The organism is Spartinivicinus ruber, assembly GCF_011009015.1.
Lineage (GTDB): Bacteria > Pseudomonadota > Gammaproteobacteria > Pseudomonadales > Zooshikellaceae > Spartinivicinus > Spartinivicinus ruber.
Genome location: NZ_CP048878.1, coordinates 4,884,339 through 4,911,149, shown reverse-complemented (window position 1 = coordinate 4,911,149; position 26,811 = coordinate 4,884,339). Strand labels below are relative to the sequence as shown.

The window sequence follows — 26,811 nt, the reverse complement described above, 5'->3', positions numbered from 1 at the left end:
TGTATAGGAGTGAAGGGTGGAAGCCTACCGTTCTGAGGAAGAGCAGTTAGAAGCACTGAAAAGATGGTGGAAAGAAAATGGTACAGCCATTTTGGTTGGTATCAGTGTCGCACTGGCTGGCGTGTTCGGTTACAAGGGCTGGCAAAACCACCAACTATCAGTTGCTGCTGAAGCATCAGCGCTTTATAGCGACCTATTGGAAGTTTCAGGGAAGTCTGCTCAAGGTGATTTAAGTGATGAAGATAAAGCTTCTTTGGATCATCTTGCCAACCAGTTAAAAACAGAGTTTTCAGATACGACTTATGCTGTATTTGCTGCATTTGTCAAAGCAAAGCAAGCTGTAGCTCAAAAAGACCTGGCTGCAGCTAAAACTGAATTGGAGTGGGTGTTAAAACAAGATATTGATACAAACCTTAAACTGGTTACCAAGCTGCGCTTGGCACGGGTTATTTTTGCGGAGTCTGCTGACCAGGCAGATAAGGCGTTAGCGCTAGTTGAAAATATTGATGCGGGTAAATTTGCGGCCAACTATGAATCCTTCAAAGGAGACGTCTACTTGGCTCAAGGTGATCAAGCAAAAGCTCGTGAAGCTTATCAAAAAGCTCTGGATGCCAGTAAAGACAATGGTCAGCCCAACCTATTTATTCAAGTCAAGTTAGATGATTTAGCTGTTCAGTAAGGAAGGTGTTGAGTGAAACCAAATAGTTGCACGTTCCTCAAGCTAGTCAGCACAGCGGCCCTCATAACTTTGCTGTCTGGTTGTAGCTTGTTCGACTCTGATGATAGTGATTCAGCATTAGAACCTAAGCCTTTAACCGATATTGAAAACACCATTAAGGTTCGTGAGGTTTGGAACCACCAGGTGGGTGAGGGCTATGATGATAAATACTATAAATTAACCCCAGCAATTGATGGTAATCGGATTTTTGCCAGTGATGTACACGGTGAAGTCGTTGCCTTAGACCGTGACTCAGGTGATGAACTGTGGGAGGTTGAGCTGGAGCTACCAGTAAGTGGTGGTGTAACAGCTGGCCATGGCAAAGTGCTAGTTGGCACTGAAACTGGAGAAGTTATTGCCTTAAGCCAGGATAATGGCAAAGTTTTATGGAAGGCTCAGTTAACCAGTGAAGTACTTGCCGCACCACAAACTGATGGACAAGTTGTTATTGCTCGAAGTATTGATGATAAGCTGGTGGGTTTAGATGCAGAAACAGGCAAACGTATTTGGATTTATGAAGGTAACCCACCAGTATTAACTCTGCGCGGTACTAGCTCACCTCTGTTGATTAAAGGTTTGGCTGTCAGTGGTTTTTCTGATGGGAAAATGAAGGCATTTGCTGCTGACAAAGGGATTCAGGTTTGGGAGCAGCGAGTAGCGGTTCCGCAAGGACGTAATGAACTGGAGAGAATCGTAGATATTGATGCAACTCCGCTTTTCCATGAAGGGGTCATTTATGCTGTTAGTTATCAAGGTCAGCTAGTTGCACTTGATCCACGCAGTGGTGAAGTCTTATGGCAACGCAAAGCATCTAGTGTAGAAGGTTTATCGCAAGGGTTTGGTAACTTATATTTATCTGATAACCAAAGCTATGTAACTGCTATTGATGCCAGCTCTAGCTCAACATTATGGCAGCAGCAGGACTTGGAAAATCGCAAAATCACTGCACCAACACCAATCAGTAACTATGTAGTGGTCGGTGATTTTGAGGGCTATGTTCACTATATATCTCAGTTAGAAGGGCAGTTCGCAGGAAGAGTTAAAGTGGATAGTTCTGGAATTCGTACTCAGCCAATAACTGATGGTGTATTTGTTTATATCTATAGCAATGATGGTGATCTGACTGCTCTGGAAATTGTTAAATAAACCATCCTGCCTTATTTGAAAACGGCTGCTTGTAACCACAAGCAGCCGTTTGTTGTTATAAATATTTATTAAGTGATTAATAACCTATCATTGGGTTAATTCAGCACTTGGTGTGCTTTTGAAGTTGTAGGAAATGTTATGACACCAGTCATTGCTCTTGTGGGTAGGCCGAATGTAGGTAAGTCAACCCTGTTTAACCGGCTAACGCGTTCAAGAGATGCGCTAGTTGCTAACTATTCAGGTTTAACCCGTGACCGTCAGTATGGAGAAGGAAAGCTCGGTAATCGTAATTACCTCGTAATCGACACTGGTGGTATTAGTGGCAATGAGGAAGGCATAGATGCCATGATGGCTGGCCAGTCACTGCAAGCTATTGATGAAGCCGATGCCGTATTGTTTTTGGTGGATGCTCGTACAGGGCTAACTCCAGCCGATGAAATGATTGCCAAGCACTTGAGGGTGCATAATAAGTCAGCCTATTTAGTTGTGAATAAATTGGATGGTTTAGATGCTGATGCTGCCTTGGCTGACTTTTATGAGCTTGGTATTGCGAATGTTGCAGGTATCGCTGCAGCACATGGGCGTGGTGTCAAATCCCTGATAAATGAAGTTTTGTCCCATTTCCCTAACCCTGAAGAAGTGGCAGGGTTATTAGCAGAAGAAGAGGAAGCTGAGGAGCAACAGTACACAACTGAAAATGAGCAAAAAGCTCAGGGTATCAAAATAGGCATTGTCGGGCGCCCAAATGTAGGTAAATCCACATTAGTGAATAGAATGTTGGGTGAAGACCGGGTAGTGGTCTTTGACCATGCAGGCACCACGCGCGATAGTATTTATATTCCATTTGAGCGACAGGAAAAAAAATATACCTTAATTGATACCGCAGGTGTACGCCGTCGCGGTAAAGTCAAAGAAGCTGTTGAAAAATTTTCTGTGGTTAAAACCCTACAAGCGATTAGTGATGCTAATGTCGTAATTTTGGTTTTAGACGCCAAAGAAGGTTTGGTTGACCAAGACCTGCATTTATTGAGTTTTATTCTAGAATCGGGCCGGGCCATTGTTATTGCGCTGAATAAGTGGGATGGCATGGACACGGATATGAAAACTCAGGTTAAAGAAGAACTAGAACGTCGCTTGGGTTTTATTAATTTTGCCCGTATTCACTACATTTCAGCACTTCATGGCTCAGGGGTAGGGAATTTATACCAGTCTGTCGAAGAAGCCTATCAAGCTGCTACCAGTCGTTGGTCTACAAATCAATTAACTCGCTTATTGGAAGATGCCGTTACTGAGCATCAGCCACCGCTGGTAAGAGGTAACCGAATTAAGCTGCGTTATGCTCATATGGGTGGCAGTAATCCACCGATTATTGTTATTCATGGTAATCAGACTGGTGACGTGCCTGCTAGCTACCAGCGCTACCTGGAAAATACCTTTCGCCGGGAATTAAAAATTGTTGGTACCCCAATACGCATTGAATTTAAAGGGGGGGAAAACCCTTATGCAGGGAAAAAGAATAAATTATCAGATCGTCAGGTAAATAAGAAAAAACGCCTGATGAAGCATGTGAAAAAAGCAGAGCATAAGAAGAAGCGTAAGAAAAAAAGCTAGCCATACACAAGGATCAACTGCGTGCAAGAAAAAGCCCTGATCAATAATAACATCAGGGCTTTTTGCTTTAGGGCACCTCTAATTAGTCTTTAAAACTCTATGCTTTGTTGTTTTTTCTACACGACAGCTAATTTCTCCATCAGCCAACAATGTAACCACCTGATCACCAGGTTTTACCTCACTATAAGAGCGAACAGCCAGATTTTTGTCTTCAGTTAAGGTAATCGAGTAGCCTCGGCTTAAAGTGGCGAGTGGGCTGACCATCTGTAACTGCTTAGCTGCATGCTGTACTTTAAGCTGGTTGTTTTTTAATGCTTGCTGAGTGCTATGGAATAGACGGTTATTTAGCAGTTGAGTATATTGTTTATATTGCAATAGTTGTTTAGCAGGTGACAGTTGCTGAATAGTGTTGTGCTGAATTTGAAGTCGATTTTTGGCAATAATTAACTTTTTATCCATTGCCTGCTTTAAACGAATTTCCAAATCATCAAACCGTTGACTGAATTCTTGCAAGCGGTGGCCGGGATGTCGAAGTCTTTTTTGTAAACTGGTTAATTGGTGCTGATGAAAAGCAAGGGTGCTTTTTAACTTTTCCGTTAGTAATGTTTGGTAGTTTGAGATGATTGATAGCCACTCTTGCTGGGTAACGCTGCTAAGCATTTCTGCGGCAGCTGAAGGAGTGGGAGCTCTTAAGTCAGCAGTGAAATCAGCGATAGTAAAATCTACTTCATGCCCTACTGCGCTGACTATGGGGATTGAGCAGTTATAAATCGCATGAGCAACTATTTCTTCATTAAATGGCCATAGGTCTTCCAGCGATCCACCACCTCTACCTACAATTAACACATCGCACTGGCCGTAGCGTTCAGCCGCTGTAATCGCAGCGACGATTTGTGGTGCGGCTTCTTTACCCTGAACCGCAGTAGGGAACAAGGTGATTGGAATAGCAGGAAAGCGTCGTTTCAACACTGACAAAATATCATGAATGGCAGCACCAGAAGGAGAGGTGACAACCCCAATATGTTTCGGCAGTTCGGGAATAGGCCGCTTATGTGCTTCCTCAAAAAAGCCCTGTTGCGCCAACTTTTGCTTTAACTGCTCAAATGCTCGTCTTAGGGCTCCATCACCAGATTCTTCCAAGTATTCTGCAATTAGCTGGTAGTCTCCACGACCTTCATACAAACTCACTTTGGCTCGTACTAAAACTTGGCTGCCTTCTTCAGGAATAAAGCCTAGTCGTTGGTTGCGGTTGCGGAACATGGCGCAACGGACTTGAGCGTTAGCATCTTTCAGAGTGAAGTACCAATGCCCAGAGGAAGGAATCGCCAGATTGGAAATTTCACCTTCTACCCAAATCTGGCCTAAGCTAATTTCCAGCAGTCGGCGTACCTGTTGATTGAGCTGACTAACGCTAAGCACTTGCCGCTCTGGAGTCGTTTGGGAAGTATAGGGGTCCGCTGTTGGTATGGTCATAGCAGCCTTAGACGATTTTAAAAACAGTCGATATTGTTAGCAGTGGCTAAAAAAGCTATACTGGCGGGATTTATTTACCCACCTTGCAAGCCAATACGGTAGACATAGTATGTTGCGCGTTGCCCAAGAAGCCTTAACATTTGACGATGTTTTATTAGTTCCAGGTTACTCTGAAGTACTGCCTAAAGATGTATCTTTAAAAACCCAGCTAACCCGGGGAATTCAGCTGAATATTCCTCTGGTATCTGCAGCAATGGATACAGTAACAGAATCCCAGCTTGCCATCGCCATGGCCCAAGAGGGCGGTATTGGCATTATTCATAAAAACATGACCATTGCTGATCAGGCTTACCATGTTCGTGCGGTTAAAAAACACGAAAGTGGTGTGGTGAAAGATCCTATCACGATTGAGGCTGGGGCAACAGTTAGACAACTATTGGACCTTACCCGCCAGAATAAAATCTCAGGTGTACCCGTTATGCAAAACGGTGACTTGGTAGGGATTGTCACCAGTCGCGACGTTCGCTTTGTTTCTGAGCTAAATACACTGGTTTCGGAAATAATGACCCCGAAAGAAAAACTGGTAACAGTAAAAGAAGGGGCTGATCCAAACCAAGTACAACAGTTATTACACAAGCATCGCATTGAAAAAGTCTTGGTGGTTGATGATAAATTCAACCTGACCGGGATGATGACTGTTAAAGATATTCAAAAAGCACAAGATTTCCCAAATGCTTGTAAAGATGCAGCAGGTCAACTGCGGGTAGGTGCAGCAGTAGGCACGGGGGTTGAAACTGAAGAGCGGGTAGCTGCATTGGTTGAGGCTGGTGTTGATGTTGTTGTAGTTGATACTGCACATGGCCACTCTAAAGGTGTGCTTGATCGGGTTGCTTGGGTTAAAAAGCACTTCCCTCACATTCAAGTCATTGGCGGTAATATAGCTACTGCTGAGGCGGCTAAGGCACTTGCTGCCGCAGGTGCTGATGCTGTGAAAGTGGGGATTGGTCCAGGCTCTATTTGTACCACCCGAGTGGTAACGGGCATTGGAGTACCTCAGGTAACAGCTGTAGCTAGTGTTGTTGAAGCATTAAAAAATGACAATATTCCTGTGATTGCCGATGGTGGTGTCCGTTATTCTGGTGATATTGCTAAAGCTATTGTGGCAGGTGCTAGCTGTGTAATGATGGGAAGTATGCTTGCTGGTACTGAAGAAGCTCCAGGTGAAGTAGAGCTTTACCAAGGTCGAAGCTATAAAGCGTACCGCGGTATGGGCTCTTTAGGAGCAATGTCACAGGCATCAGGTTCTAGTGACCGTTACTTCCAAGATGCACAGGCCGGTGTTGAAAAACTGGTACCAGAAGGCATTGAAGGCCGAGTACCTTATAAAGGGCCTATGGCTAGTATCCTTCACCAAATGATTGGTGGTTTGAGAGCATCAATGGGGTACACCGGCAGCCCAGATATTCAAACCATGCGGACAGTGCCACAATTTGTTCGTATCACTAATGCGGGAATGCTTGAGAGTCATGTCCATGACGTGACAATTACTAAGGAAGCACCCAACTACAGGGTTGGTTAAAGTAGGTTTTAGATAGCAAAGCGGGGCTGATTATCAGCCCCGCTGCTCTTTTACCCTGATGATTTTTTGAGATTAGTTATGTCTTTAGATATTCATGCGGAACGTGTCTTAATTTTGGATTTTGGCTCTCAATATACTCAGCTAATTGCAAGGCGAGTGCGTGAGATTGGCGTTTACTCTGAAATCCATCCGTTTGATATGGAGCCTGAGGCGATTAAAGCATTTAATCCAAAGGCGGTTATTCTGGCGGGTGGGCCTGAATCTGTTGCAGCTGAAAACTCTCCACGTGCGCCAGAAGCTCTTTTTCAGTTAAATATACCTGTACTTGGTATTTGTTACGGAATGCAAACGATGGCTGAGCAGTTTGGTGGAAAGGTGTCCTGTTCTACCAAGCAAGAGTTTGGCTATGCTCAGGTTGACCTGTCAGCACCAGGAAAGCTATTTGACGGAATAGAAGATCATGTCAGCAGCGAAGGGGTTTTATCTTTAGACGTTTGGATGAGTCATGGGGATAAAGTTACCCAATTACCTGAAGGCTTTACATTAGTTGCGAAAACCGACAGTTGTCCAATTGCTGCAATGGAAAATGCAGAAAAGAACTTTTATGGCGTGCAGTTTCATCCAGAAGTCACTCATACTAAACAAGGTAAGCGGATTTTAGAGCGTTTTGTATTAGATATCGCAGGCTGTAAGCCTTTATGGACTGCTAGTAATATTATTGATGATTTAATTAATAGAGTAAGGGAGCAAGTCGGTAATAATAAAGTACTACTGGGGTTGTCTGGAGGGGTTGACTCTTCTGTTGTTGCTGCGCTGTTACATAAGGCTATTGGCGATCAGCTAACCTGTGTCTTTGTGGATAATGGCTTATTACGCCTCCAGGAAGGTGATCAGGTGATGGCTATGTTTGCAGAGAACATGGGGGTTAATGTCATTCGTGCTGATGCTGAAGATTTATTTTTAAATAAATTAACAGGCGTTAATGATCCTGAGCAAAAACGGAAAATTATTGGTAATACTTTTATTGAAGTATTTGATCAAGAAGCAACAAAACTAAAGGACGTAAAGTTCTTAGCTCAGGGGACTATTTACCCCGATGTTATTGAATCAGCTGGGGCCAAAACCGGAAAAGCCCATGTCATTAAATCGCATCATAATGTTGGTGGGCTACCTGAAGATATGGCTTTCGAATTAGTTGAGCCACTACGTGAATTATTTAAGGATGAAGTCCGTAAAATAGGTTTAGAGCTAGGTTTACCTTACGACATGGTCTATCGTCATCCATTCCCAGGCCCAGGACTAGGCGTGCGGATTTTAGGCGAAGTGAAAAAAGAGTACGCTGATATTCTCCGCCAAGCTGATGCCATTTTTATCGAAGAGTTACATAATGCAGACTGGTATCATAAAACCAGTCAGGCATTTGCCGTATTTCTACCAGTGAAGTCTGTTGGTGTAGTGGGTGATGGCCGTCGTTATGAGTACGTTGTTGCTTTACGTGCCGTAGAAACGATCGACTTTATGACTGCTCGTTGGGCACATTTACCTTATGAGCTACTTGAGAAAGTATCTAATCGAATTATTAATGAAATTAGTGGTATTTCTCGAGTTACTTATGATGTGTCGAGCAAGCCGCCTGCGACGATTGAGTGGGAATAACGGCAAAGTAATAAATACGCAAAAAACGGGCTTAATAGCCCGTTTTTTTGGAAGCGCTTGAAGTCCATGGGTTAAGCCTTTATTAGTTCTATCTATTGTAGCTGTAAAAATAATTAAATTTCTTGTATGTCTGATGACTTCTATACTATCCACCAATGATCTGGATAGATTGCAAATGGTTGAGGAGAGCGTGATGAAACAAGTACAAGATGTCAATATTGGTATTTCAGCTGAAGCACGGGAAAAGGTTGCATTAAGTACTTCTCGCTTATTAGCTGATAGCTACACCTTGTATTTAATGACCCATAACTTCCATTGGAATGTGACTGGTCCCCAGTTCCGTGATTTACATTTAATGTTTGAAGAACAATATACTGAATTGGCGACAGCAGTGGATGAAATTGCCGAGCGAATTCGTACCTTAGGCTATCCTGCTCCTGGTACATACAAACAGTTTGCTCAGCTTTCTGCCATAAAAGAAGTTGATGGTGTACCTTCGGCTAATGAGATGGTGAAGTTATTAGCTGAAGCCAATGAAACAGTAGTAAGAACATCTAGAGAAATATTACCTGCTGCTCAAGAGGCAGATGATGAATCTACAGTTGGATTAATTTCAGATCGAATGCGTTTGCACGAAAAAAATGCCTGGATGCTGAGAAGTATGCTGTAAAAACAAAGCGGTTCTCATTTGTTAGTCACTCGGTATAATGCAGGGCTTAATTTAAACTGAATTAAGGGGCTGCTTAATGGACTTTTCCGTGCCGAATGCATGGTCATTACTACCACCTGTAGTAGCGATTGCTTTAGCGATTATTACTCGCCGAGTGCTTGTCTCTCTGGGAGCAGGCATTTTTGCTGGCATATTACTATTAAATGGTGGCGCTGTTTTAGCCAGCATTGAGCATTTAGGTAAAGCTGTATTAAGTATTTTTTGGGATGTTGGAGAAAATGGCCAGGCTGGCAGCATTAACCACGGTAAAGTGGATATCATGCTGTTTTTGCTACTACTTGGGGTCATTACCAGTATGGTAACGCTGCTAGGTGGTGCCAAAGCATTTGGTCGTTGGGCACGGCAGCGGGTGAAGACAGGCCAAGGAGCACAACTGGCTACTTTCTTGTTAGGTATTATTGTTTTTATTGATGATTACTTTAACAGCCTTGCAGTGGGGAGCACCAGTCGTCCACTAACAGACCAGCATAAAGTTTCTCGAGCAAAGCTGGCTTATATTATTGATTCGACAGCAGCGCCTGTTGTTGTAATTACCCCAATTTCCAGCTGGGGAGCCTATATTATTGCACTTATCGGCAGTGTGCTTGCCACTCACGAGCTTAGCAGTCAGGCTCCACTAACCGCATTTGTTGAAATGATTCCAATGAATTTGTATGCCATTTTTGCTTTGTTAATGGTGTTGGCGGTTATTTATTTAAAACTGGATATTGGCTCCATGAAGCATCATGAGTCCATGGCAGCTAACGGTCAGTTATATGATCAGTCCAAGGGCAAGCCTGCGGGTACGGTTAGTTTTAATAACGAGCGAGAAGGTAAAGTTTATCAGTTGGTGCTACCGATTATTGCCTTGATAGTTGCCACGTTATTTTTTGTTTGGTTTACCGGCTATCAAGTGTTAGTGGCCGATAATATACCCGTCACTCTACTAGGTGCATTTGAAAATTGTGACCCTGCTGGTGCTATGTTATATGGTGGTTTGGTGGGCACAGTCGTTACACTGGCTATCGCAGTCAAGGAGCGTTTGACAACGAGTGAAATGGTAAAGGGGGTTATTAAGGGATGTCAGTCCATGCTTTCTGCCATTATTATTTTAATTTTTGCCTGGGTGCTGACAGGACTAATTAAGGAGTTAGCAACTGGCTTATATTTATCAAGCCTGGTAGAAAGCTGGTTAAGCCCTCAGTTGTTGCCTGTTATTTTATTTGTGGTAGCTGGAGCAATGGCATTTGCTACGGGAACTAGTTGGGGAACATTTGGCATTATGTTGCCTATTGCTGGTGATATGGCTGCTGCTATTGAAATCAGTTTAATGCTGCCAGCGTTAGCGGCGGTATTAGCAGGCTCTGTGTTTGGTGATCATTGTTCTCCTATTTCTGACACGACTATTCTTTCTTCCACGGGTGCTGGCTGTCACCATATTGATCATGTGATGACCCAACTGCCGTACAGTCTTGCGGTAGCATTAGTCGCTGGCTGCGGCTTTATTGCAATGGGAGTAGCTGATTCTGTTATTGCTGGTTTACTAGTATCAACTGTCGCTTTTGTAATTATGCTGGTGGCATTAAAATGGCTGGCTGGAAGAAAAGCGACTACGGATAACCTACAAGCAATGCCTTCTTGAAGCTCCTTTATTATTTAAGCGCCCTACCACCATCCAGTGCTAGGGTGTGTCCAGTCATATAGCGGTTACCTAGCAAAAAGCAAAGTGCCTCGTAAAGAACCTCTGGGCCTGGCTCAATGCCTAATAATGATTTACTAAGCGATTTTTGCTTGTAGTCTGCCGGGTCATCAGGGTGAAACATTAATAACGCTGGAGCAATTGCATTCACTTTAATATCAGGCGCATATTGTTTAGCAAATGAGCGGGTCATATTGTCCAGTCCCGCTTTACTTGCCGTATAAGCAATATGGGAGTAACTACCTTTTGCCACTACACAGTCAGTGATGTGAATAATATCCGTGGTGGCTTCCTTTGCTTTTTCCAACAATGATTTGCAGTGTAAGTTTATTAAATAGGGTGCCATCATATGCACTTGGGTCATGATGCTCATTAACTGCTCGGGTGGCATTTCGGTATTTTCTTCTGTCAACCAGCTTGACGCGTTATGAACAATAGCCCGTAAAGAAGAGGCTGTATTGGTAAGTTCCTGAATAAAATTTAGTATTCGCTCTGGGCTAGAAAAATCAGCTTGAATACATTTAACGCCAAGGTCAGTGAGTTTATCTAAATTCTCATGGTGTTGGCGGTAGCTAATAATAACTGGCTGGCCCAGCTCAGCAAAACGTTGGGCACAGTGAAAGCCAACTCGTTGGGCGCCTCCAGTGATTAAAATAGGTGCTGTTGATGGCTTAAACATAAGGTCAAAGTCTTACTTTTTTATTAGGCACTGTCATTATGCCTGAAAAAAAGCCTGAAATAGAAGGGGAGGAAATGCACCTCCCAATAGAAAGAAAGCTACCCTTGAATACCACCCTCTGTAAGTTTAGCTGGGTCGAGTAACTTCATTAACTCTTCACGACTTAAATCTGTAGACTCTTCTGCCACATCAATAATTGGACGGCTTTCCTGATAAGCTTTTTTAGCAATTTCAGCAGCTTTTAAATAGCCGATAATAGGATTTAAAGCCGTGACTAAAATGGGGTTTTTGGCCAAAGGCTCTTTCAAATTATCTTCACGTACTTTAAAGCCCTTAATCGCTTTATCTGCCAGTACGGTGGCTCCATTTGCCAGTAACTCAATACTTTGCAATAAGTTATAGGCAATTACGGGTAGCATGACGTTTAACTGGAAATTACCTGATTGTGCACCAACGGTAATTGTGCTGTCATTTCCGATCACTTGGGCTGCAATCATAGCAACAGCTTCTGGAATGACCGGGTTTACTTTACCAGGCATAATGCTACTGCCGGGCTGTAATGCGGGTAATTCAATTTCACCCAAACCAGCTAGTGGACCACTGTTCATCCAACGTAAATCGTTAGCAATTTTCATCAGGCTAACGGCAACAGTTTTTAATTGACCGGATAACTCTGCTGCAGCATCTTGGCTGCTTAAACTTTCGAAGAAATTATCATTGGGTTCTAGAGCCAAGCCAGTCTCAACACCTAACCGGGCAGCCATTTTACTAGCAAATTCGGGGTGGGCGTTAATCCCAGTGCCTACAGCAGTACCACCTTGTGCCAATTTGTGGAGTCGCGGCAGAGTTGTTTCTAGTCGATCAATACCGTTGGCAACTTGTAAGGCCCAGCCATCTAGTTCTTGTTTCATGGAAACAGGCATAGCATCCATTAAATGGGTACGCCCAGTCTTGGTATATTCAGTCAACTGGTTAGCTTTGTTGGTTAAACATTTCTTTAAATGATTTAGTGCTGGTAATAGTTGTTCTTTTAGGCCAATTGAGGCACTGACATGAATGGCAGTTGGAATTACATCATTACTACTTTGCCCCATATTCACATGGTCATTAGGGCTGACAGTTTCATTCAGTTTCTGGCTGGCTAAGGTAGCCAATACTTCATTCATATTCATATTACTGCTGGTGCCAGAGCCTGTTTGGAAAACATCAACAGGAAATTGGTCGAGGTGTTGACCATGACTGATTTGTTGAGCGGCATCAGCAATAGCTTCGCCAATAGGTTTTGCTAACAGGCCTAGTTCGATATTGGTTAATGCAGCGGCTTTTTTGACTAGAGCTAATGCTCTAATAAATAAGGCTGGCATTGCTAGGTTGCTGATGGGAAAGTTGTTAATCGCCCGTTGTGTTTGTGCTGCATACAGGGCGTTAGCAGGAACCTGTAGCTCACCCATACTGTCTTTTTCAATACGAAACTCAGTCATAACTCACCTGTCTTGGGTTTTGTTAATAGTAATGATTTTTATTCTTATTTTCCATAACCAGTTATTCCATACTAACCATCAAATTTGTTGCTTCACACAGATGCTGGTTTTGAGTGGCTGTAGATTAATTTTTGGTCATTAAAGCGCTAAAACTCTCCATGCTTTTATCGGCTTCTCTTTTAACTTGTAGGCTAAATTGAGGGTTGAATTCACTAATACCAATATATTTTGAGGCAGGTATCAGGCTAATGCGGGGAATACTAGAAAAGTGTTTACGGTTAAACATTGCATAGTGTAACTGTGCCATTATTAATAGGTTACTGTAATCTTCCGGTCGGCTGCTGACATAATACCAGTCATGGCTGTGTAAGACTGCTTCGGTAATATCAGTGGGAAAATTCCACTTATGCAAAATGGCCTGGGTCATTCGTCGGCCATATTCGCGGTTAAGCTCATTTAGCTCAGCAATAGAGCATTCCTTATCTGCATTGTCTGCATATAGCACAATAGGAATAAAACCAATGTTGTGTACCAGGCCAACTAATAGTGCTTTTTCAGGATTAAATTGGCTACTATGTTTAGCTAAAGCATGACTTAAACAGGCCACTTCTACACTTTCCCGCCAAAACTCATTAATTTTTCCCTGTAGCAGACGGTTTTTGACTTGTAATAATTCTTGTAGACTAACAGCAATCACCAGTTGCTCAGTAACTTGGGTGCCTAGCCGGGAAATTGCACCAGAAAGTGTATCACAAGGGGCTATCCCCCTAAAAAGAGGGCTGTTAGCAGCGGCTAGGACTTTGGCAGCAATAATCGGGTCTTGCTTTAGAATATTAGTGATGTCCTTGAGATGGTTATTGCTTTGTTGAAGTTCTTCTTTTACTGCAATGGTAACTTGAGGTAATGAAGGCAGTTGCAGTCTGTTTTCGGCTAGATCGTCAGAAAATTTATCAAAGAAAGACAGTTCATCTTCTTCATCTTCATGAATCAGTGAACTTAAAGACATTTTGGTATCACTTAAAAACTGATCAAGTCGGCTTTGGTCAAACACTAATAGCTGGCTTTTTTCGGAGGCTTCTCCTTTAAACAGCCTAGGCTTAAGTCTTGCCAGTGGTGTCGTTGCTTCTTTGGTATTCGCTACAATAGTTTTACTGATGCCATCGGCGGCAGTCAGTTTTATGGTTCCACTCAGTAGGTAATATTCTTTGTCGTCGGTTTCACCAATATTAAACAAAACTTTTTTAGGCCCAATTGACAGTTGTTCGCAAGCGGCAGCAATGAGTATCAGTTGCTGATTGTTGAGCTTTTCAAAGCTAGTAAAGCGTTTGAGAGCTTTAATCGAAGGTTGGTTGTTTTTTTCCATTGCCTGTTCCTTGGCTGGAAAATTCTATTCACTAATAGGGTTATCTTTTCTTAGTGTAGCCTAGGTAAAATCACTAGAGACCAAATAATGACAGTGGCAAGTAGTCATAATCAAGCTGATATTAACTGGATGCATCATGCCATCAAGCTAGCCAAGCAAGGGGAAAGTGCTGGTGAAGTACCTGTAGGGGCAATTGTTGTATATCAAGGCCAAATAATAGGATCAGGCTTTAACCAGCCAATCAGTAGTCATAACCCAGTCGCCCATGCTGAAATTATGGCTTTAATGGCAGCTGCCCAGCATTTACATAACTATCGTCTTATTGATTGTGATCTTTATGTCACATTGGAGCCTTGTACCATGTGTGCAGGCGCCATTATTCATAGTCGGGTTAAGCGGTTGGTGTTCGGTGCTTATGAGCCTAAAGCCGGTGCTGCTGGTAGTGTAACTGATGTATTTAGCCAGCCTCAGATGAACCATACGGTTGAGGTGACAGGAGGCGTATTAGCTTCAGAGTGTGGACAACAGTTGTCTAATTTTTTTAAGTTGCGTCGTCAAGCACATAAACAGATTAAGCAGCAAAAAGACAAATAATACTTAACCGTCTTTTACCCCAGGGGAGTGATCACTTTTAGCAACGGGCAGGTTTTCGATTTGCGGTACCGTGAACCACTGTAGCAAGTCGTAGTAGCGGCGAATGTTCTGTACATATAGCACTGGCTCATAGCCTCTTGCATAGCCATATTTGGTTTGTTGATACCACTGTTTTTTGGAAAGCAGCGGTAAGCTTTCCTTTACATCTACCCATTTGTTTGGATCGCCACCACGCTTTTCAGTTAACTTTCTTGCATCCTGTAAATGGCCATAGCCTACATTATATGCAGCCAGTGCCATCCAAGTTCGGTCTGGCTCTTTAATATCTTCATTAATCCGGGCTTTGATTTTTTTAAAGTAGCGGCTTCCACCAATAATACTTTGTTTGGGATTTAATCGGTTTGAAACTCCCATTTCTTTGGCAGTTGCACGGGTTAACATCATTAGACCTCTCACCCCTGTGGGTGACTTGGCTTTTGGTCGCCAATGGGATTCCTGATAACCAATTGAGGCGAGTAACCGCCAATCCATGTCATATTCTTCGGCTGCGTACTCAAAGTAGTCACGGTATTTAGGTAATCGCTTTTTCATTTGTTTGGTAAAGGTTTTAACCCCTACGTAACTCACTTGCTCGACATGACCATAAAAACGCTCATAAAGGTGAGCTAAGGTGCCATTTGCTTTAATTTTGGTAAAAAACAAATTAGCCCGGTTAATTAAACTGGCATCAACACTATTAGGAAATGCCCAAGCCAGTTTATCGCTGGGAGCAAGGTCAAAGCCGACTCGGATATTGGGAAAATAAATATAATTCATAGCGAGCTCATTGGAGTCGACAACGGTGTAGTCAATCTCGCCATCATTAACCATTCTTAACAGATCAATATTTTCGTGTACTTCAGTAGTTTCCCAAGGAATAGGGATTTGGTCGCTGTACCGCTTAAGGCGTTCAGCATGGCTTGAACCTGCGAGTACAACAAACTTACCAGAAGTTAGGTCGGCAAAAGATTTAGGGTGCTTAAGTTTAGCGTTATAAATTAGCTGCTGATTAACATCCATGTAGGGTTGACTAAAGCGCACTTGCTGTTGTCGCTGATCAGTAACTGCTAGTCCAGCAGCTGCTAGGCTTATTCGTTGTGCAGCACCATTATCAGTAAGTGCATTAAAAATATCTGGTAGTGAGTTGGCCGTGATGATTTTTAACTTTACGCCAAGTTCTTTGGCAAAACGTTTGGCTAACTCATATTCAAAGCCGGTAGGCGTCTCTTTGCCTTGATAATAAGTGGTCGGGCTATTGCGCGTGACAATAATCAACTCTTTTTGTCGTTTAACTTGTTGCAATGAGGTGGGTTGTTCGCAACCTGAAAGCAACAGACAAACAAAAAAAGTCAGCAAAAATCTTGCTGTTGTATTGTTTGATAAACAACCAGTCATTCGGTTAAATAAAATACTTGCATGATGTACATCACAATTTTTCGGCCATCATACTTGAACCTGCATGTTTCATAAAGTTGTGCATAACCTTGCTTGCTCATTACTTCCACAGAAACAACTCTCTTGATTACCCGTATTCCTTGATACGTGTGGCCAAGAGAATTTATCTGTAAAAGCCCCATGTACTTTTAAACAGGGGCTCGGCGCAATTTTTATGCAAATTCATAAAACATCCGGGTTAACTTATCTACAATTGGAAAATCGGGAGTAGTGTTGACCTATTAGACAAGTAGCTGCTTGAGGTCAGATAAAGTATGATACGCCCGATTTTCAACCCTCATCGCTCACTCAGAGGTCCTAGAATGCTTGAGTTGCGTGGAACCCCTGCACTATCCGACTTTCGTCGTCAGAAACTGCTGCAAAAGCTAAACCAGCTTCATCCGGAAACAACTGATATTTATGCAGAATATATCCATTTGGTGGATTTAGCAGAGCCATTATCTGTTAAAGAACAAACTGTTCTAACCAAGCTGCTGACCTATGGTCCTAGTACTAAGGAGCATCAAGCACAAGGAGATAGGTTGTTAGTGATTCCCCGGCCAGGGACCATTTCGCCATGGTCAAGTAAGGCAACCAATATAGCCCATAACTGCGGTCTACAAAAAATAAAGCGAATTGAACGTGGAATCGCTTATTTTGTTGTAACCAAAGCATCGCTCAGCAAAACACAACTACAAGCATTAGCTAAGTTACTTTATGATCGAATGACCCAGGCGGTGTGCTATACCACAGATGAAGCGACAGCATTATTTACAGATAACACACCAGCACCTCTAAGCCATGTTTCTGTATTGGAGGGAGGAAGGGATGCATTAGTTCAGGCAAATACGACATTGGGTTTAGCCTTGGCTGATGATGAAATAGATTATCTACACGACAGTTATCAAAACAAACTGCAGCGTAATCCTACTGATGTCGAGCTGATGATGTTTGCTCAGGCAAACTCAGAGCATTGTCGGCATAAAATATTTAATGCCAGCTGGTCAATTGATGGTGAGCAGCAAGATTGCTCGCTATTTGCAATGATCAAAAATACTTACCAAATGCATCGAGAAGGGGTGTTATCTGCCTATAAAGATAATGCTGCAGTGATTGAGGGACCTTTGGCAGGTCGATTTTTCCCTAATCCAGTTACCAAAGAGTATGGCTATAACCAAGAGCCAGTCCACATTCTTATGAAGGTGGAAACTCATAACCACCCAACCGCGATTGCGCCTTACCCTGGTGCATCAACAGGCTCGGGTGGTGAAATTCGAGATGAGGGTGCAACCGGATGTGGTGCTAAGCCAAAAGCAGGCTTAACCGGGTTTAGTGTTTCCAATTTAAAAATTCCAGGTTTTACTCAACCATGGGAAATTGACAATGGTAAGCCAAACCGAATTGTGTCTGCATTGGATATTATGGTGGAAGGGCCTTTAGGAGGAGCAGGCTTTAATAATGAGTTTGGTCGGCCTAATTTGTGTGGCTATTTTCGAACCTATGAACAGGCTGTCAAAGGCCCTAATGGTGAAGAAGTTAGAGGCTACCACAAGCCAATTATGATTGCTGGAGGTTTGGGCAATATCCGTGGTGAGCATGTAGAAAAAGGCGAAATATCCGTTGGTGCCAAACTTATTGTGCTTGGTGGCCCTGCAATGCAGATCGGACTGGGGGGGGGGGCGGCTTCATCCATGACTACCGGCGAGAGTACCGAGGACTTGGACTTTGCTTCAGTACAGCGAGATAACCCTGAAATGGAGCGTCGTTGTCAGGAAGTTATTGATCAGTGCTGGCAGTTAGGTACTGAAACCCCGATAGCTTTTATTCACGATGTGGGAGCAGGAGGGCTCTCTAACGCTTTTCCAGAACTGGTAAATGATGGCGAGCGAGGGGGGAAATTTGAGCTGCGTAATATCCCCAATGATGAACCGGGCATGCCACCGTTGGCAATCTGGTGTAATGAATCTCAAGAGCGCTATGTATTAGCAGTTGCGCCAGAAAACCTAGCCCAGTTTGAGGTCATTTGTCAGCGTGAGCGTTGTCCTTATGCCATTGTGGGTGAAGCTACTGAAGCCAAAGACTTGGTAGTTACTGATAATCACTTTAACGATAAGCCCGTGGAAATGCCGCTTGAGGTATTACTGGGCAAACCACCTCGTATGCATAGGGAGGTAGCTCGGGTTAAAACAGAACACCCAGCGTTTGATAGCAAGCAAATTGATCTGGCTGAAGCAGCTGAACGGGTGCTGAAACTACCTGCAGTTGCCAGTAAGAGTTTCTTGATAACCATTGGTGATCGTACGGTTACAGGTTTGGTGGCTCGTGATCAAATGGTTGGTCCCTGGCAGGTACCTGTTGCGGATGCAGCCGTTACTACCTCGACTTTGAGCAGCTTTACTGGCGAAGCCATGGCAATGGGAGAGCGTACTCCAGTTGCAATATTGGATGCGCCAGCCTCAGGGCGGATGGCAATTGGTGAGGCCGTTACCAATATTGCTTCAGCCAGAATCAAGCAAATCAGTGATATCAAGCTTTCTGCCAATTGGATGGCTGCTGCAGGCCACCCAGGAGAAGATGCTAACCTCTATGACACAGTAAAAACAGTAGGTATGGAGTTGTGTCCAGAGTTGGGGATTACTATTCCAGTGGGTAAGGACTCTATGTCGATGAAAACCCAGTGGAAAGATGAGCAGGGTAGTGATAAATCGGTAACTTCCCCATTGTCATTGATTATTTCAGCATTTGCCCCTGTTGAGGATGCGCGTTTGTCTTTGACGCCACAACTAAGAGTAGATAAGGGAGAAACGGCGCTATTACTAATCGACCTAGGTCAAGGTAAGAATCGGTTGGGTGGCTCAGCATTAGCACAAGTTTATAATGCCGTTGGTCAACAGCCTGCAGACTTGGATGAGCCTCAGCAATTAAAAGGTTTCTTCTCTTCTATTCAAGCATTAAATGCTGAGCAAAAGCTGTTGGCTTACCATGACCGATCTGATGGGGGCTTGTTTGCCACATTAGTTGAAATGGCTTTTGCAGGGCGTGTTGGTGTTTCTGTTGAATTATCTGGGCTTGCTAGTAGTCAAGATGAGCTGGCTGAGGTGTTATTTGCCGAAGAGCTAGGGGCAGTCATTCAAGTAAAACAATCTGACTTGGGTGCAGTTAAGCAGCAGTTTGAGCAAGCCGGTATTGCTAATCTGGTTCATGAGATTGGTCAGCTTAATAATGTCCAGCAAGTGGAGTTTGTACTGAATGGCCAACAAGTGCTTAGTAATAGTCGTCAGCAGTATCAGCGTTGGTGGGCTGAAACCAGTTATCAAATTCAAGCTCTGCGAGATAACCCTGATTGTGCGCAACAAGAGTTTGACCAGTTGTTGGAGCAAAATGACCCAGGGCTGCATGCTGAATTGAGCTTTAAACCTGAGGAAAATATTACAGCAACTTACTTGAATTTATCTGCCAAACCCAAACTGGCAGTATTGCGTGAGCAAGGTGTGAACAGCCAAGTTGAAATGGCTGCTGCTTTTGATCGGGCAGGCTTTACGGCCGTTGATGTTCATATGAGTGATGTACTGGCAGGCAAAGTGTCACTGGCTGATTTTAAAGGCATGGCAGCCTGTGGAGGGTTTTCGTACGGAGACGTGCTTGGTGCTGGTGAAGGTTGGGCAAAGTCAATTTTGTTCAATGATGTGGCCAGACAGCAGTTTTCTGATTACTTTGCCAGACAGGACACTTTCGCCTTGGGTGTATGTAATGGCTGCCAGATGTTTTCTAACCTGCGAGAGCTGATTCCAGGTGCTGAGCATTGGCCTCATTTTGTTCGTAACCAATCAGAGCAATTTGAAGCACGTTTGGCAATGGTTAAGGTGCAAGAGTCACCATCAATTTTATTGAAGGGAATGGTTGGTTCTCGGATGCCAATAGCTGTTTCCCATGGTGAAGGTTTTGCTGAGTTTTCGGGTAACCACCAGCAACAGCTTGAAGCATCACAACAAGTTGCCTTACGTTATGTTGACAATCATGGTCAGGCCACTGAAGTCTATCCTGCTAACCCAAATGGCTCTCCAACAGGGGTGACTGGGGTAACGACTATAGATGGCCGGGTCACTATTATGATGCCGCACCCTGAGCGGGTGTTCCGGACAGTGCAATATTCTTGGGCGCCTAATAACTGGGGTGAAGATTCTCCCTGGTTACGTTTGTTCCAAAATGCACGAGTCTGGCTTGGGTAAGCTTAAATTAGCAGTATCTGAGATCAAAAAGCCTGGCTAATTACCAGGCTTTTTCTTTTTTTTAAAAGGAAACAAATTAACAAATGTATAAAATAGCGGTCTTTATTCCAGAAGAGGCATTGGAGTCAGTAAAAAGTGCAATGTTTGAAGCGGGTGCTGGAAAAATTGGGGATTATGATAGTTGCTCGTGGCAAGTAAAAGGGCAGGGGCAATTTCGCCCGCTAGCAGGGAGTAACCCTTATTTAGGTAAGTTGGATCAGGTCGAAGCAGTAGATGAGTATCGGGTGGAAATGATCTGTGCTGACCAGTATGTGACGGAGGTAATTAAAGCCATGAAAGAAGCGCACCCTTATGAAGAACCCGCTTATGACGTGTGGCAGCTAGCTGATTTATAACTTGGAAAGCAAATAGAACAGGCTTTATCACTTTTTGATGGAATGGATGATATCTTCAACCCTAACTGGAAAATTTCCTGATAATCGATCAACAAAATAGTGTTTAAGGGTTTTTTCAATGGTAGGAAAAGCAAGTTGCTGCCAGGGTATATCTGCTTCGTGAAACAATTTTACTTCGTGGGATTCATCACCAGCACCATAGTCAGGCGTTTTAAGTTGGGAGCGAAAAATCATATAAACCTGGTTGATGTGGGGTAAGTTAAAAACTGTGTATAACTGTAGTTGCTCTACTGTAGCCAGAGCCTCTTCCTTGGTTTCTCGTTGAGCGGCTTGAATAGTGGTTTCACCTAGCTCCATAAAACCTGCGGGAAGCGTCCAAAACCCTTCTCGTGGTTCAATTGCTCTTCGACAAAGTAAAATCAGCCCTTCATAAATGGGCAGGCATCCAGCAACTATTTTGGGGTTTTGGTAATGAATTGTTTGGCAATGACTGCACATATAACGAGGGCGGTTGTCACCATTTGGGATGAGGTGCTCAACTAGCTTGCCACATTGGGAGCAGTATTTCATAGCCTCGATTTTCTCCAATTGAGGCTATGAGTATATACTGAATATTGATAAGAAGTTAAGGGGATACAGCCTCGCGATGGCTGGTTAAGCAAATGATATCAGCAGGTGCAGCGCCTTCATCAGATGACATTTCTCCGTTGAGTCGCTTGCGAGTAAGTTGGGCCTGCTCAGGGTCGTTGAGTGTGAGTTGTAGTTGATGCAAAGATTCATACATTAATTTTGAAATAGCAACGCAAGCACTCATTGGGTTAGAAGACTGGCGAATTTTCATGTCTACTTGAAATTGAATACCGCGTAATCTTCTTTGGTACTCTAGAGGAGCATCTTGAATTGCTTCTTCAATTAACTGCTCTCTGAGTTTTTCCAGATCATCTGGCTTGTTTTTAGCCAGAAACAACAATTCATCAAAATCTGGAAGGTTTGACTTCATACTAATCACCCATTACTTCTTCATGAATTACAGCTTCATCCTTTAACCTGTGTCTTATTTCCCGTTTGACTGAGCTAACTGATGAAACTTTATCCTACCTGACTATTAGAACACTTGTATATTGACTGATTCACACGCAATTTGGAGGCCAGGTAGGATAAAATAGTGAGGTGAGTTTAAATCAATTAAAAAGAACATATAAAACATAATGTTAGAGCTGTGAATTAACGTTGAGTGCAGTTTGCGCTTTTATTACAACTTCATTAGATAAATTTGTAATATGTAGGTGTGAAACGCCCTGACATAAGGTTTTATTGCTGAAACTTAATATTTCTTTCACAATAACAGTATTTCACTACGGTTAAGGGCTAAACAGAGTTGTTCATTAGTTAGGGACTGATGTCATATTTTAAAGTAAAAGCCTATTTAAAGGTCATGCTTTTCTGTAATCAATGATAGATAAACTGTATAAAACATTAACAAAATATGCCGACAGTGAGCTGGCTGTAGAGCTGCCAGAGGCAGCTGTGTTGGTGCCTATAACCGATCACCCGAAAAAACCGGAGATTATTTTTACCTTGCGTGCGGCCCACTTATCTACCCATAGTGGAGAAGTAGCTTTTCCTGGAGGGAAGCGTGATGATGCTGACCGTAACTTGTGGTTTACTGCGCTGAGAGAGTCCTACGAGGAGATTAACTTATCAGCAGATCATGTTGTTAAGCTAGGTAAATTGCGGCCTCTAGCTTCTCGATTTGGCTTGAAAGTGGTGCCTTTTGTAGGGCTTGTTTCCTCTGAGGTGAAATTAAGGCCAAACCTGGAAGAGCTGGACTTGATCTTTAAGGTACCTTTGCAGTTTTTTCTGGAGCCGAAGCACCTAAAGTTTGATCAGCTTGATTTTTTTGGTGAAACCTACCAAATTCCTTATTTTTGCTATGAGCAGTTTAAAATTTGGGGTTTAACTGCTCTAATGCTAGTTGATTTGCTGAATACTTGTTTTGATGCAGATATAACCTGCGACTGGCCTCAGCGAGATCCAAAGGTTATCAGTAAGTTTGCTTCTACCTAAGCCTAAGGGCTGGTGAAAAACTATTTTTTTCGTTTAACTGGGGCAACTTTAGCTTGTTTGATAACATTGTCCTTAATTTGCAATATCTCAATTAAATAAGAGTCTACTTTAAGGCAAACCTTTGTTTCAGGGATAGTTTCAAGATACTCGGTAATAAGCCCATTTAGTGTTTTGGGGCCGTTACTTGGCAATTCCCAGTGCAACAATTTATTAATATCTCGAATATTAGCTGAGCCATCAATCAGATAAGAGCCATCAGGTTGTGCTTTAATACCTTCACTGTCATCAGACATGTCAGTGGTAAACTCACCAACAATTTCTTCCAGAATATCTTCCAGCGTGATTAATCCTTCAACATCGCCATATTCATCAACAACAAAGGCAATCCGTAGCTTTTCTTTCTGAAAGTTAAATAGCTGAGTGTGTAAGGGGGTGTTTTCTAAAATAAAGTATGGCTCAGCAATTTCTTGTAATAAATCAGCCTTACTGGGTGTTCCTGTGGCTAAAAAACGAGCTGCATTACGCATATGAAGCACCCCAACAATGTTGTTGATGTCATCTTTATAAACTGGCAGCCGGGTATGCTGACAGTCTTGTAACTGGCTAATGATAGTCTCTATATCATCATCAATATCGACACCGATAATTTCTTGGCGAGGAACCATAATGTCATCAACGCTGACATTTTCCAGGTCTAGTATACCTAAAACCATTCCCTTACGTTTGCGGGGAATGATGCCAGGCGTTTCGTGGACTAAGGTGCGAAACTCTTCAGTGCTTAGGTGATCCTGCTGATTCTCATTAGGGTTAACACCGAACAAGCGAAGTAAATTGTTAGTGATGCCATTAATAAGCCATACGACTGGAAATAGAAGGAAAAGCAGAGGGCGTAAAAGAAACGCAGCAGGAAAGGCAATTCGCTCAGGATGTAGTGCTGCTAGTGTCTTAGGAGTGACTTCTGCAAATATTAATATAACTAGAGTAAGTAGTACGGTAGCTATAACAATACCTGCTTCACCTAAGATTCGCATAGCAATCAAGGTAGCGATAGAGGAAGCAAGAATATTTACGAAGTTATTACCAATTAAAATAACTCCAATAAGTCGATCAGGCCTCTCTAATAGTCGGCTGGCAAGGGTTGCCGCACGATGATTGCTGTTGACTAAGTGGCGAAGCCGGTAACGGTTTAATGCCATCATCCCGGTTTCGGAGCTGGAAAAAAAAGCTGAAAGTAAAATGAGTACAAACAGGGCTCCAAATAGGAAGCCAAGGGGCACTTCGTTCAAGAATTAACCTCGTGTTGCCAAGCAGATAAGCTCTCTATAAATCTGAAAGATAGCTAGATAATAATGACAAGCCAGCATCTTACTAATCAATTGTTATTAGAGAGATTGTTTTGTCAGCCAGTTTATCTTCCCTGTAATACCAGGTCTAGTACAAACTTACTGCCAAAATAAGAAAGCATAAGAAGTGTAGTACCACTTATTGTCCATTTTATTGCTGTGTTGCCTCGCCAGCCTAGTTGGTGTCGTCCCCATAGTAAAGTTGCAAAAACCAGCCAAGCAAAAATTGATAAGAAAGTTTTATGGGCTAAGTGCTGAGCGAGTAAGTCTTCAACAAATAAAAAGCCAGTGGCAAGCGAAGCAGTGAGTAAAATAACACCTGCCCAAACAAACTCAAATAACAGGCTTTCCATCGTTTGCAAAGGTGGAAAAACCTTAAGAATTCCCTTTAGTTGATGGTGTCTTAGTTTATAGTTTTGGTAAGCCAGTAAAACAGCCTGAAAGGCAGCAATAGTAAGGATACTATAGGCCAAAATTGAAAATAAAATATGCCCCAGCATACCAAAGTTACGTTCAGGGATCACGGTTTTGGGGGCTTCTTGGGTGGCGGTAAGCATGATCGTTAATATTGCGAGTGGCGCAATAAATATCAGCAGGCTTTCTACGGGCTTTTTTAAGGAGCTGAGTAGCACTATGTTAATAATCATCCAGGAAATTACTGAGCTGACATTATAAAACCCCAAGTTAATGCCATCGGGCTCATGAATGAGTAAATAGAGACTGATTGCTTGTAGGATGGAGCCGCTGAAACCAAGAAATAAGACGAGAGATTTACGGAATTGTTTGTTTTGTTTGATAGCAAGTGCCTGACCTATGGTCGTTGTACAATAGCAGGCAATAGCAAACAAGCTAACGATGGTTGTGTTCATAGCATTATATGGATCAGGGTCTTCATCTGCTGCAACGGTTCATTCTGCATAAAAGTTTATTCAGGTAAAGGGTTATTTGATTGATTAAGAGGAAAATAGTTTGACATCGTTTGGTTTAATAGGCAGCTGCCCATGAGTTGCGTTATAATCTCAGCCATCAAAAGAAGCTGTCTTGGTATAGGTTGTTTGCTCAAGGCTTAATAACAATGGCAATTTAACAGTCTATATCAAGACAGCTTATGAAATCTGTAGTGGGCTTCAGGCAAACACCACAGGTGAATGAGCATAAGATATTAATAGGGCTAGTTCCATGTTTGAAAATTTAACAGATCGACTTTCGCAAACCCTTCGTAATGTAACAGGTAAGGCAAAGCTCACTGAAGACAATATCCGGGATACATTGCGCGAAGTACGGATGGCTTTGTTAGAGGCTGATGTTTCACTGCCTGTAGTCAAGGATTTTGTGGCTCGAATTAAAGAGCGAGCTGTTGGTCAGGAAGTGCAAAAAAGCCTGAGCCCTGGGCAAATGTTTGTCAAAATAGTCCAGTCTGAGCTTGTCACTATTATGGGCGAAGCCTGTGACGATTTAAATTTAGCTGCCCAACCCCCTGCAGTGATATTAATGGCGGGTTTACAAGGTGCTGGTAAGACCACGTCTGTTGCTAAATTGGCAAAGTTTTTAAAAGAGCGTAAGAAAAAATCTGTTTTGGTCGTCAGTGCTGATGTTTACCGGCCTGCTGCAATTAAGCAGTTGGAAACTCTGGCAAATGAAGTAGAAGTGAATTTCTTTCCAAGTCATGCTGAGCAAAATCCGGTAGATATTGCTAATGGTGCAATCACTGAGGCTAAAAACAAGCACTTTGACGTAGTAATTGTGGATACTGCAGGTCGTCTCCATATCGATGAACAAATGATGGAGGAGATTAAAGTTCTTCATGCAGCGGTCAATCCAATTGAAACGCTATTTGTGGTTGATGCCATGACGGGCCAAGATGCGGCTAATACAGCAAAAGCTTTTAGCGACGCGCTGCCACTCACCGGGGTAATTTTAACTAAAGCTGATGGTGATGCACGTGGGGGGGCAGCTTTATCTGTTCGTCACATTACCGGAAAGCCAATTAAGTTTTTGGGGGTTGGTGAAAAAACAGATGCCTTGGAACCATTTCATCCAGATCGGATTGCATCACGGATTCTTGGCATGGGAGATGTGCTTTCCCTCATCGAAGAGGCAGAGCAAAAGCTTGATAAGCAGAAAGCAGATAAACTGGCGAAAAAGCTGAAAAAAGGTAAGGGCTTCGATTTAGAAGATTTTCGTGACCAGCTTCAGCAGATGAAAAAGATGGGTGGCATCACCAGTATGATGGATAAACTGCCTGGTATGGGGCAGATGCCACAGCTGGCACAACAAAAAATTGATGACAAGCCCTTGGTTCAAATGGAAGCTATTATCAGTTCCATGACACCTTCTGAGCGGGCTAACCCAGATATTATTAATGGCTCTCGGAAAAAACGGATTGCAATGGGGTCTGGTACTCAGGTTCAAGATATTAATCGTTTGCTGAAGCAGCACAAGCAAATGCAAAAAATGATGAAAAAAGTCACCAAAAAAGGTGGTTTGACCAAGTTAATGCGGGGAATGGGGAATATGAAGGGAATGGGCGGTATGATGCCACCTGGCGGTAAATTCCCTGGGATGTAAGCTATTCTTTTAAAACGTTAAACGCATA

21 protein-coding genes are annotated in these 26,811 nt (G+C 42.9%); 12 read left to right on the top strand and 9 right to left on the bottom strand.

Annotated features, from left to right (window positions below):
- Positions 1 to 16: 16 nt before the first annotated feature.
- From G4Y78_RS22320 to der, 3 genes are all read left to right on the top strand, one after another.
- A complete protein-coding gene (locus G4Y78_RS22320) occupies positions 17 to 679 on the top strand; it encodes a YfgM family protein (RefSeq protein WP_163835103.1) in 663 nt (220 codons plus the stop codon).
- A gap of 12 nt (positions 680 to 691) precedes the next feature.
- Positions 692 to 1,864, top strand: a complete 1,173-nt coding sequence (gene bamB, locus G4Y78_RS22315) for an outer membrane protein assembly factor BamB (protein ID WP_163835102.1) — start codon at positions 692 to 694, stop codon at positions 1,862 to 1,864.
- A gap of 138 nt (positions 1,865 to 2,002) precedes the next feature.
- Positions 2,003 to 3,475, top strand: coding sequence for a ribosome biogenesis GTPase Der (gene der, locus G4Y78_RS22310; RefSeq protein WP_163835101.1), 1,473 nt, complete (start codon positions 2,003 to 2,005; stop codon positions 3,473 to 3,475).
- 78 nt (positions 3,476 to 3,553) lie between these two features.
- Here der and xseA read toward each other — a convergent pair whose 3' ends face one another.
- Positions 3,554 to 4,948, bottom strand: coding sequence for an exodeoxyribonuclease VII large subunit (gene xseA / locus G4Y78_RS22305; protein ID WP_163835100.1), 1,395 nt, complete (start codon positions 4,946 to 4,948; stop codon positions 3,554 to 3,556).
- Between the two features lie 109 nt (positions 4,949 to 5,057).
- Between xseA and guaB the strand changes: the two genes are divergently transcribed.
- From guaB to G4Y78_RS22285, 4 genes are all read left to right on the top strand, one after another.
- Positions 5,058 to 6,527: an IMP dehydrogenase gene (gene guaB / locus G4Y78_RS22300; protein ID WP_163835099.1), complete on the top strand. Its 1,470-nt coding sequence runs from the start codon at positions 5,058 to 5,060 to the stop codon at positions 6,525 to 6,527.
- 78 nt (positions 6,528 to 6,605) lie between these two features.
- On the top strand, positions 6,606 to 8,183 hold the full coding sequence (gene guaA, locus G4Y78_RS22295) for a glutamine-hydrolyzing GMP synthase (RefSeq protein WP_163835098.1): 1,578 nt from the start codon (positions 6,606 to 6,608) through the stop codon (positions 8,181 to 8,183).
- 193 nt (positions 8,184 to 8,376) lie between these two features.
- Positions 8,377 to 8,853, top strand: coding sequence for a Dps family protein (locus G4Y78_RS22290; RefSeq protein ID WP_329604899.1), 477 nt, complete (start codon positions 8,377 to 8,379; stop codon positions 8,851 to 8,853).
- A 76-nt stretch (positions 8,854 to 8,929) separates the two neighbouring features.
- Positions 8,930 to 10,534: a Na+/H+ antiporter NhaC family protein gene (locus G4Y78_RS22285; RefSeq protein ID WP_163835097.1), complete on the top strand. Its 1,605-nt coding sequence runs from the start codon at positions 8,930 to 8,932 to the stop codon at positions 10,532 to 10,534.
- A 10-nt stretch (positions 10,535 to 10,544) separates the two neighbouring features.
- On the opposite strand, the gene folM is transcribed toward G4Y78_RS22285, so the two are convergent.
- From folM to G4Y78_RS22270, 3 genes are all read right to left on the bottom strand, one after another.
- A complete protein-coding gene (gene folM / locus G4Y78_RS22280; protein WP_163835096.1) occupies positions 10,545 to 11,270 on the bottom strand; it encodes a dihydromonapterin reductase in 726 nt (241 codons plus the stop codon).
- Positions 11,271 to 11,368: 98 nt separating this feature from the next.
- Positions 11,369 to 12,751, bottom strand: coding sequence for a class II fumarate hydratase (locus tag G4Y78_RS22275; protein WP_163835095.1), 1,383 nt, complete (start codon positions 12,749 to 12,751; stop codon positions 11,369 to 11,371).
- Between the two features lie 124 nt (positions 12,752 to 12,875).
- A complete protein-coding gene (locus G4Y78_RS22270) occupies positions 12,876 to 14,114 on the bottom strand; it encodes an HDOD domain-containing protein (protein WP_163835094.1) in 1,239 nt (412 codons plus the stop codon).
- Positions 14,115 to 14,201: 87 nt separating this feature from the next.
- Between G4Y78_RS22270 and tadA the strand changes: the two genes are divergently transcribed.
- Entirely contained in the window at positions 14,202 to 14,708 is a 507-nt protein-coding gene (tadA, locus tag G4Y78_RS22265) for a tRNA adenosine(34) deaminase TadA (protein ID WP_163835093.1), read from the top strand.
- 3 nt (positions 14,709 to 14,711) lie between these two features.
- On the opposite strand, the gene mltF is transcribed toward tadA, so the two are convergent.
- On the bottom strand, positions 14,712 to 16,142 hold the full coding sequence (mltF, locus tag G4Y78_RS22260) for a membrane-bound lytic murein transglycosylase MltF (protein WP_163835092.1): 1,431 nt from the start codon (positions 16,140 to 16,142) through the stop codon (positions 14,712 to 14,714).
- Between the two features lie 362 nt (positions 16,143 to 16,504).
- Between mltF and purL the strand changes: the two genes are divergently transcribed.
- Entirely contained in the window at positions 16,505 to 20,410 is a 3,906-nt protein-coding gene (gene purL / locus G4Y78_RS22255) for a phosphoribosylformylglycinamidine synthase (RefSeq protein ID WP_163835091.1), read from the top strand.
- An 83-nt stretch (positions 20,411 to 20,493) separates the two neighbouring features.
- A complete protein-coding gene (locus G4Y78_RS22250; RefSeq protein ID WP_163835090.1) occupies positions 20,494 to 20,805 on the top strand; it encodes a Nif3-like dinuclear metal center hexameric protein in 312 nt (103 codons plus the stop codon).
- 27 nt (positions 20,806 to 20,832) lie between these two features.
- Here the strand turns inward: G4Y78_RS22250 and G4Y78_RS22245 are convergent, their stop codons facing one another.
- Positions 20,833 to 21,375, bottom strand: coding sequence for an NUDIX hydrolase (locus G4Y78_RS22245; protein WP_163835089.1), 543 nt, complete (start codon positions 21,373 to 21,375; stop codon positions 20,833 to 20,835).
- 55 nt (positions 21,376 to 21,430) lie between these two features.
- Positions 21,431 to 21,805, bottom strand: coding sequence for a DUF3135 domain-containing protein (locus tag G4Y78_RS22240; protein WP_163835088.1), 375 nt, complete (start codon positions 21,803 to 21,805; stop codon positions 21,431 to 21,433).
- 452 nt (positions 21,806 to 22,257) lie between these two features.
- Between G4Y78_RS22240 and G4Y78_RS22235 the strand changes: the two genes are divergently transcribed.
- Complete coding sequence (locus tag G4Y78_RS22235; RefSeq protein ID WP_163835087.1) at positions 22,258 to 22,872, top strand: NUDIX hydrolase; 615 nt, start codon at positions 22,258 to 22,260, stop codon at positions 22,870 to 22,872.
- A gap of 20 nt (positions 22,873 to 22,892) precedes the next feature.
- Here the strand turns inward: G4Y78_RS22235 and G4Y78_RS22230 are convergent, their stop codons facing one another.
- Together G4Y78_RS22230 and G4Y78_RS22225 are read right to left on the bottom strand one after the other, a co-directional pair.
- On the bottom strand, positions 22,893 to 24,158 hold the full coding sequence (locus G4Y78_RS22230; RefSeq protein WP_163835086.1) for an HlyC/CorC family transporter: 1,266 nt from the start codon (positions 24,156 to 24,158) through the stop codon (positions 22,893 to 22,895).
- Positions 24,159 to 24,280: 122 nt separating this feature from the next.
- Positions 24,281 to 25,084 carry a cytochrome C assembly family protein gene (locus G4Y78_RS22225; protein WP_163835085.1) on the bottom strand — a complete coding sequence of 268 codons (804 nt, stop codon included), beginning with the start codon at positions 25,082 to 25,084 and terminating at the stop codon, positions 24,281 to 24,283.
- Between the two features lie 310 nt (positions 25,085 to 25,394).
- Between G4Y78_RS22225 and ffh the strand changes: the two genes are divergently transcribed.
- Positions 25,395 to 26,783: a signal recognition particle protein gene (gene ffh, locus G4Y78_RS22220; protein WP_163835084.1), complete on the top strand. Its 1,389-nt coding sequence runs from the start codon at positions 25,395 to 25,397 to the stop codon at positions 26,781 to 26,783.
- Positions 26,784 to 26,811: the final 28 nt, after the last annotated feature.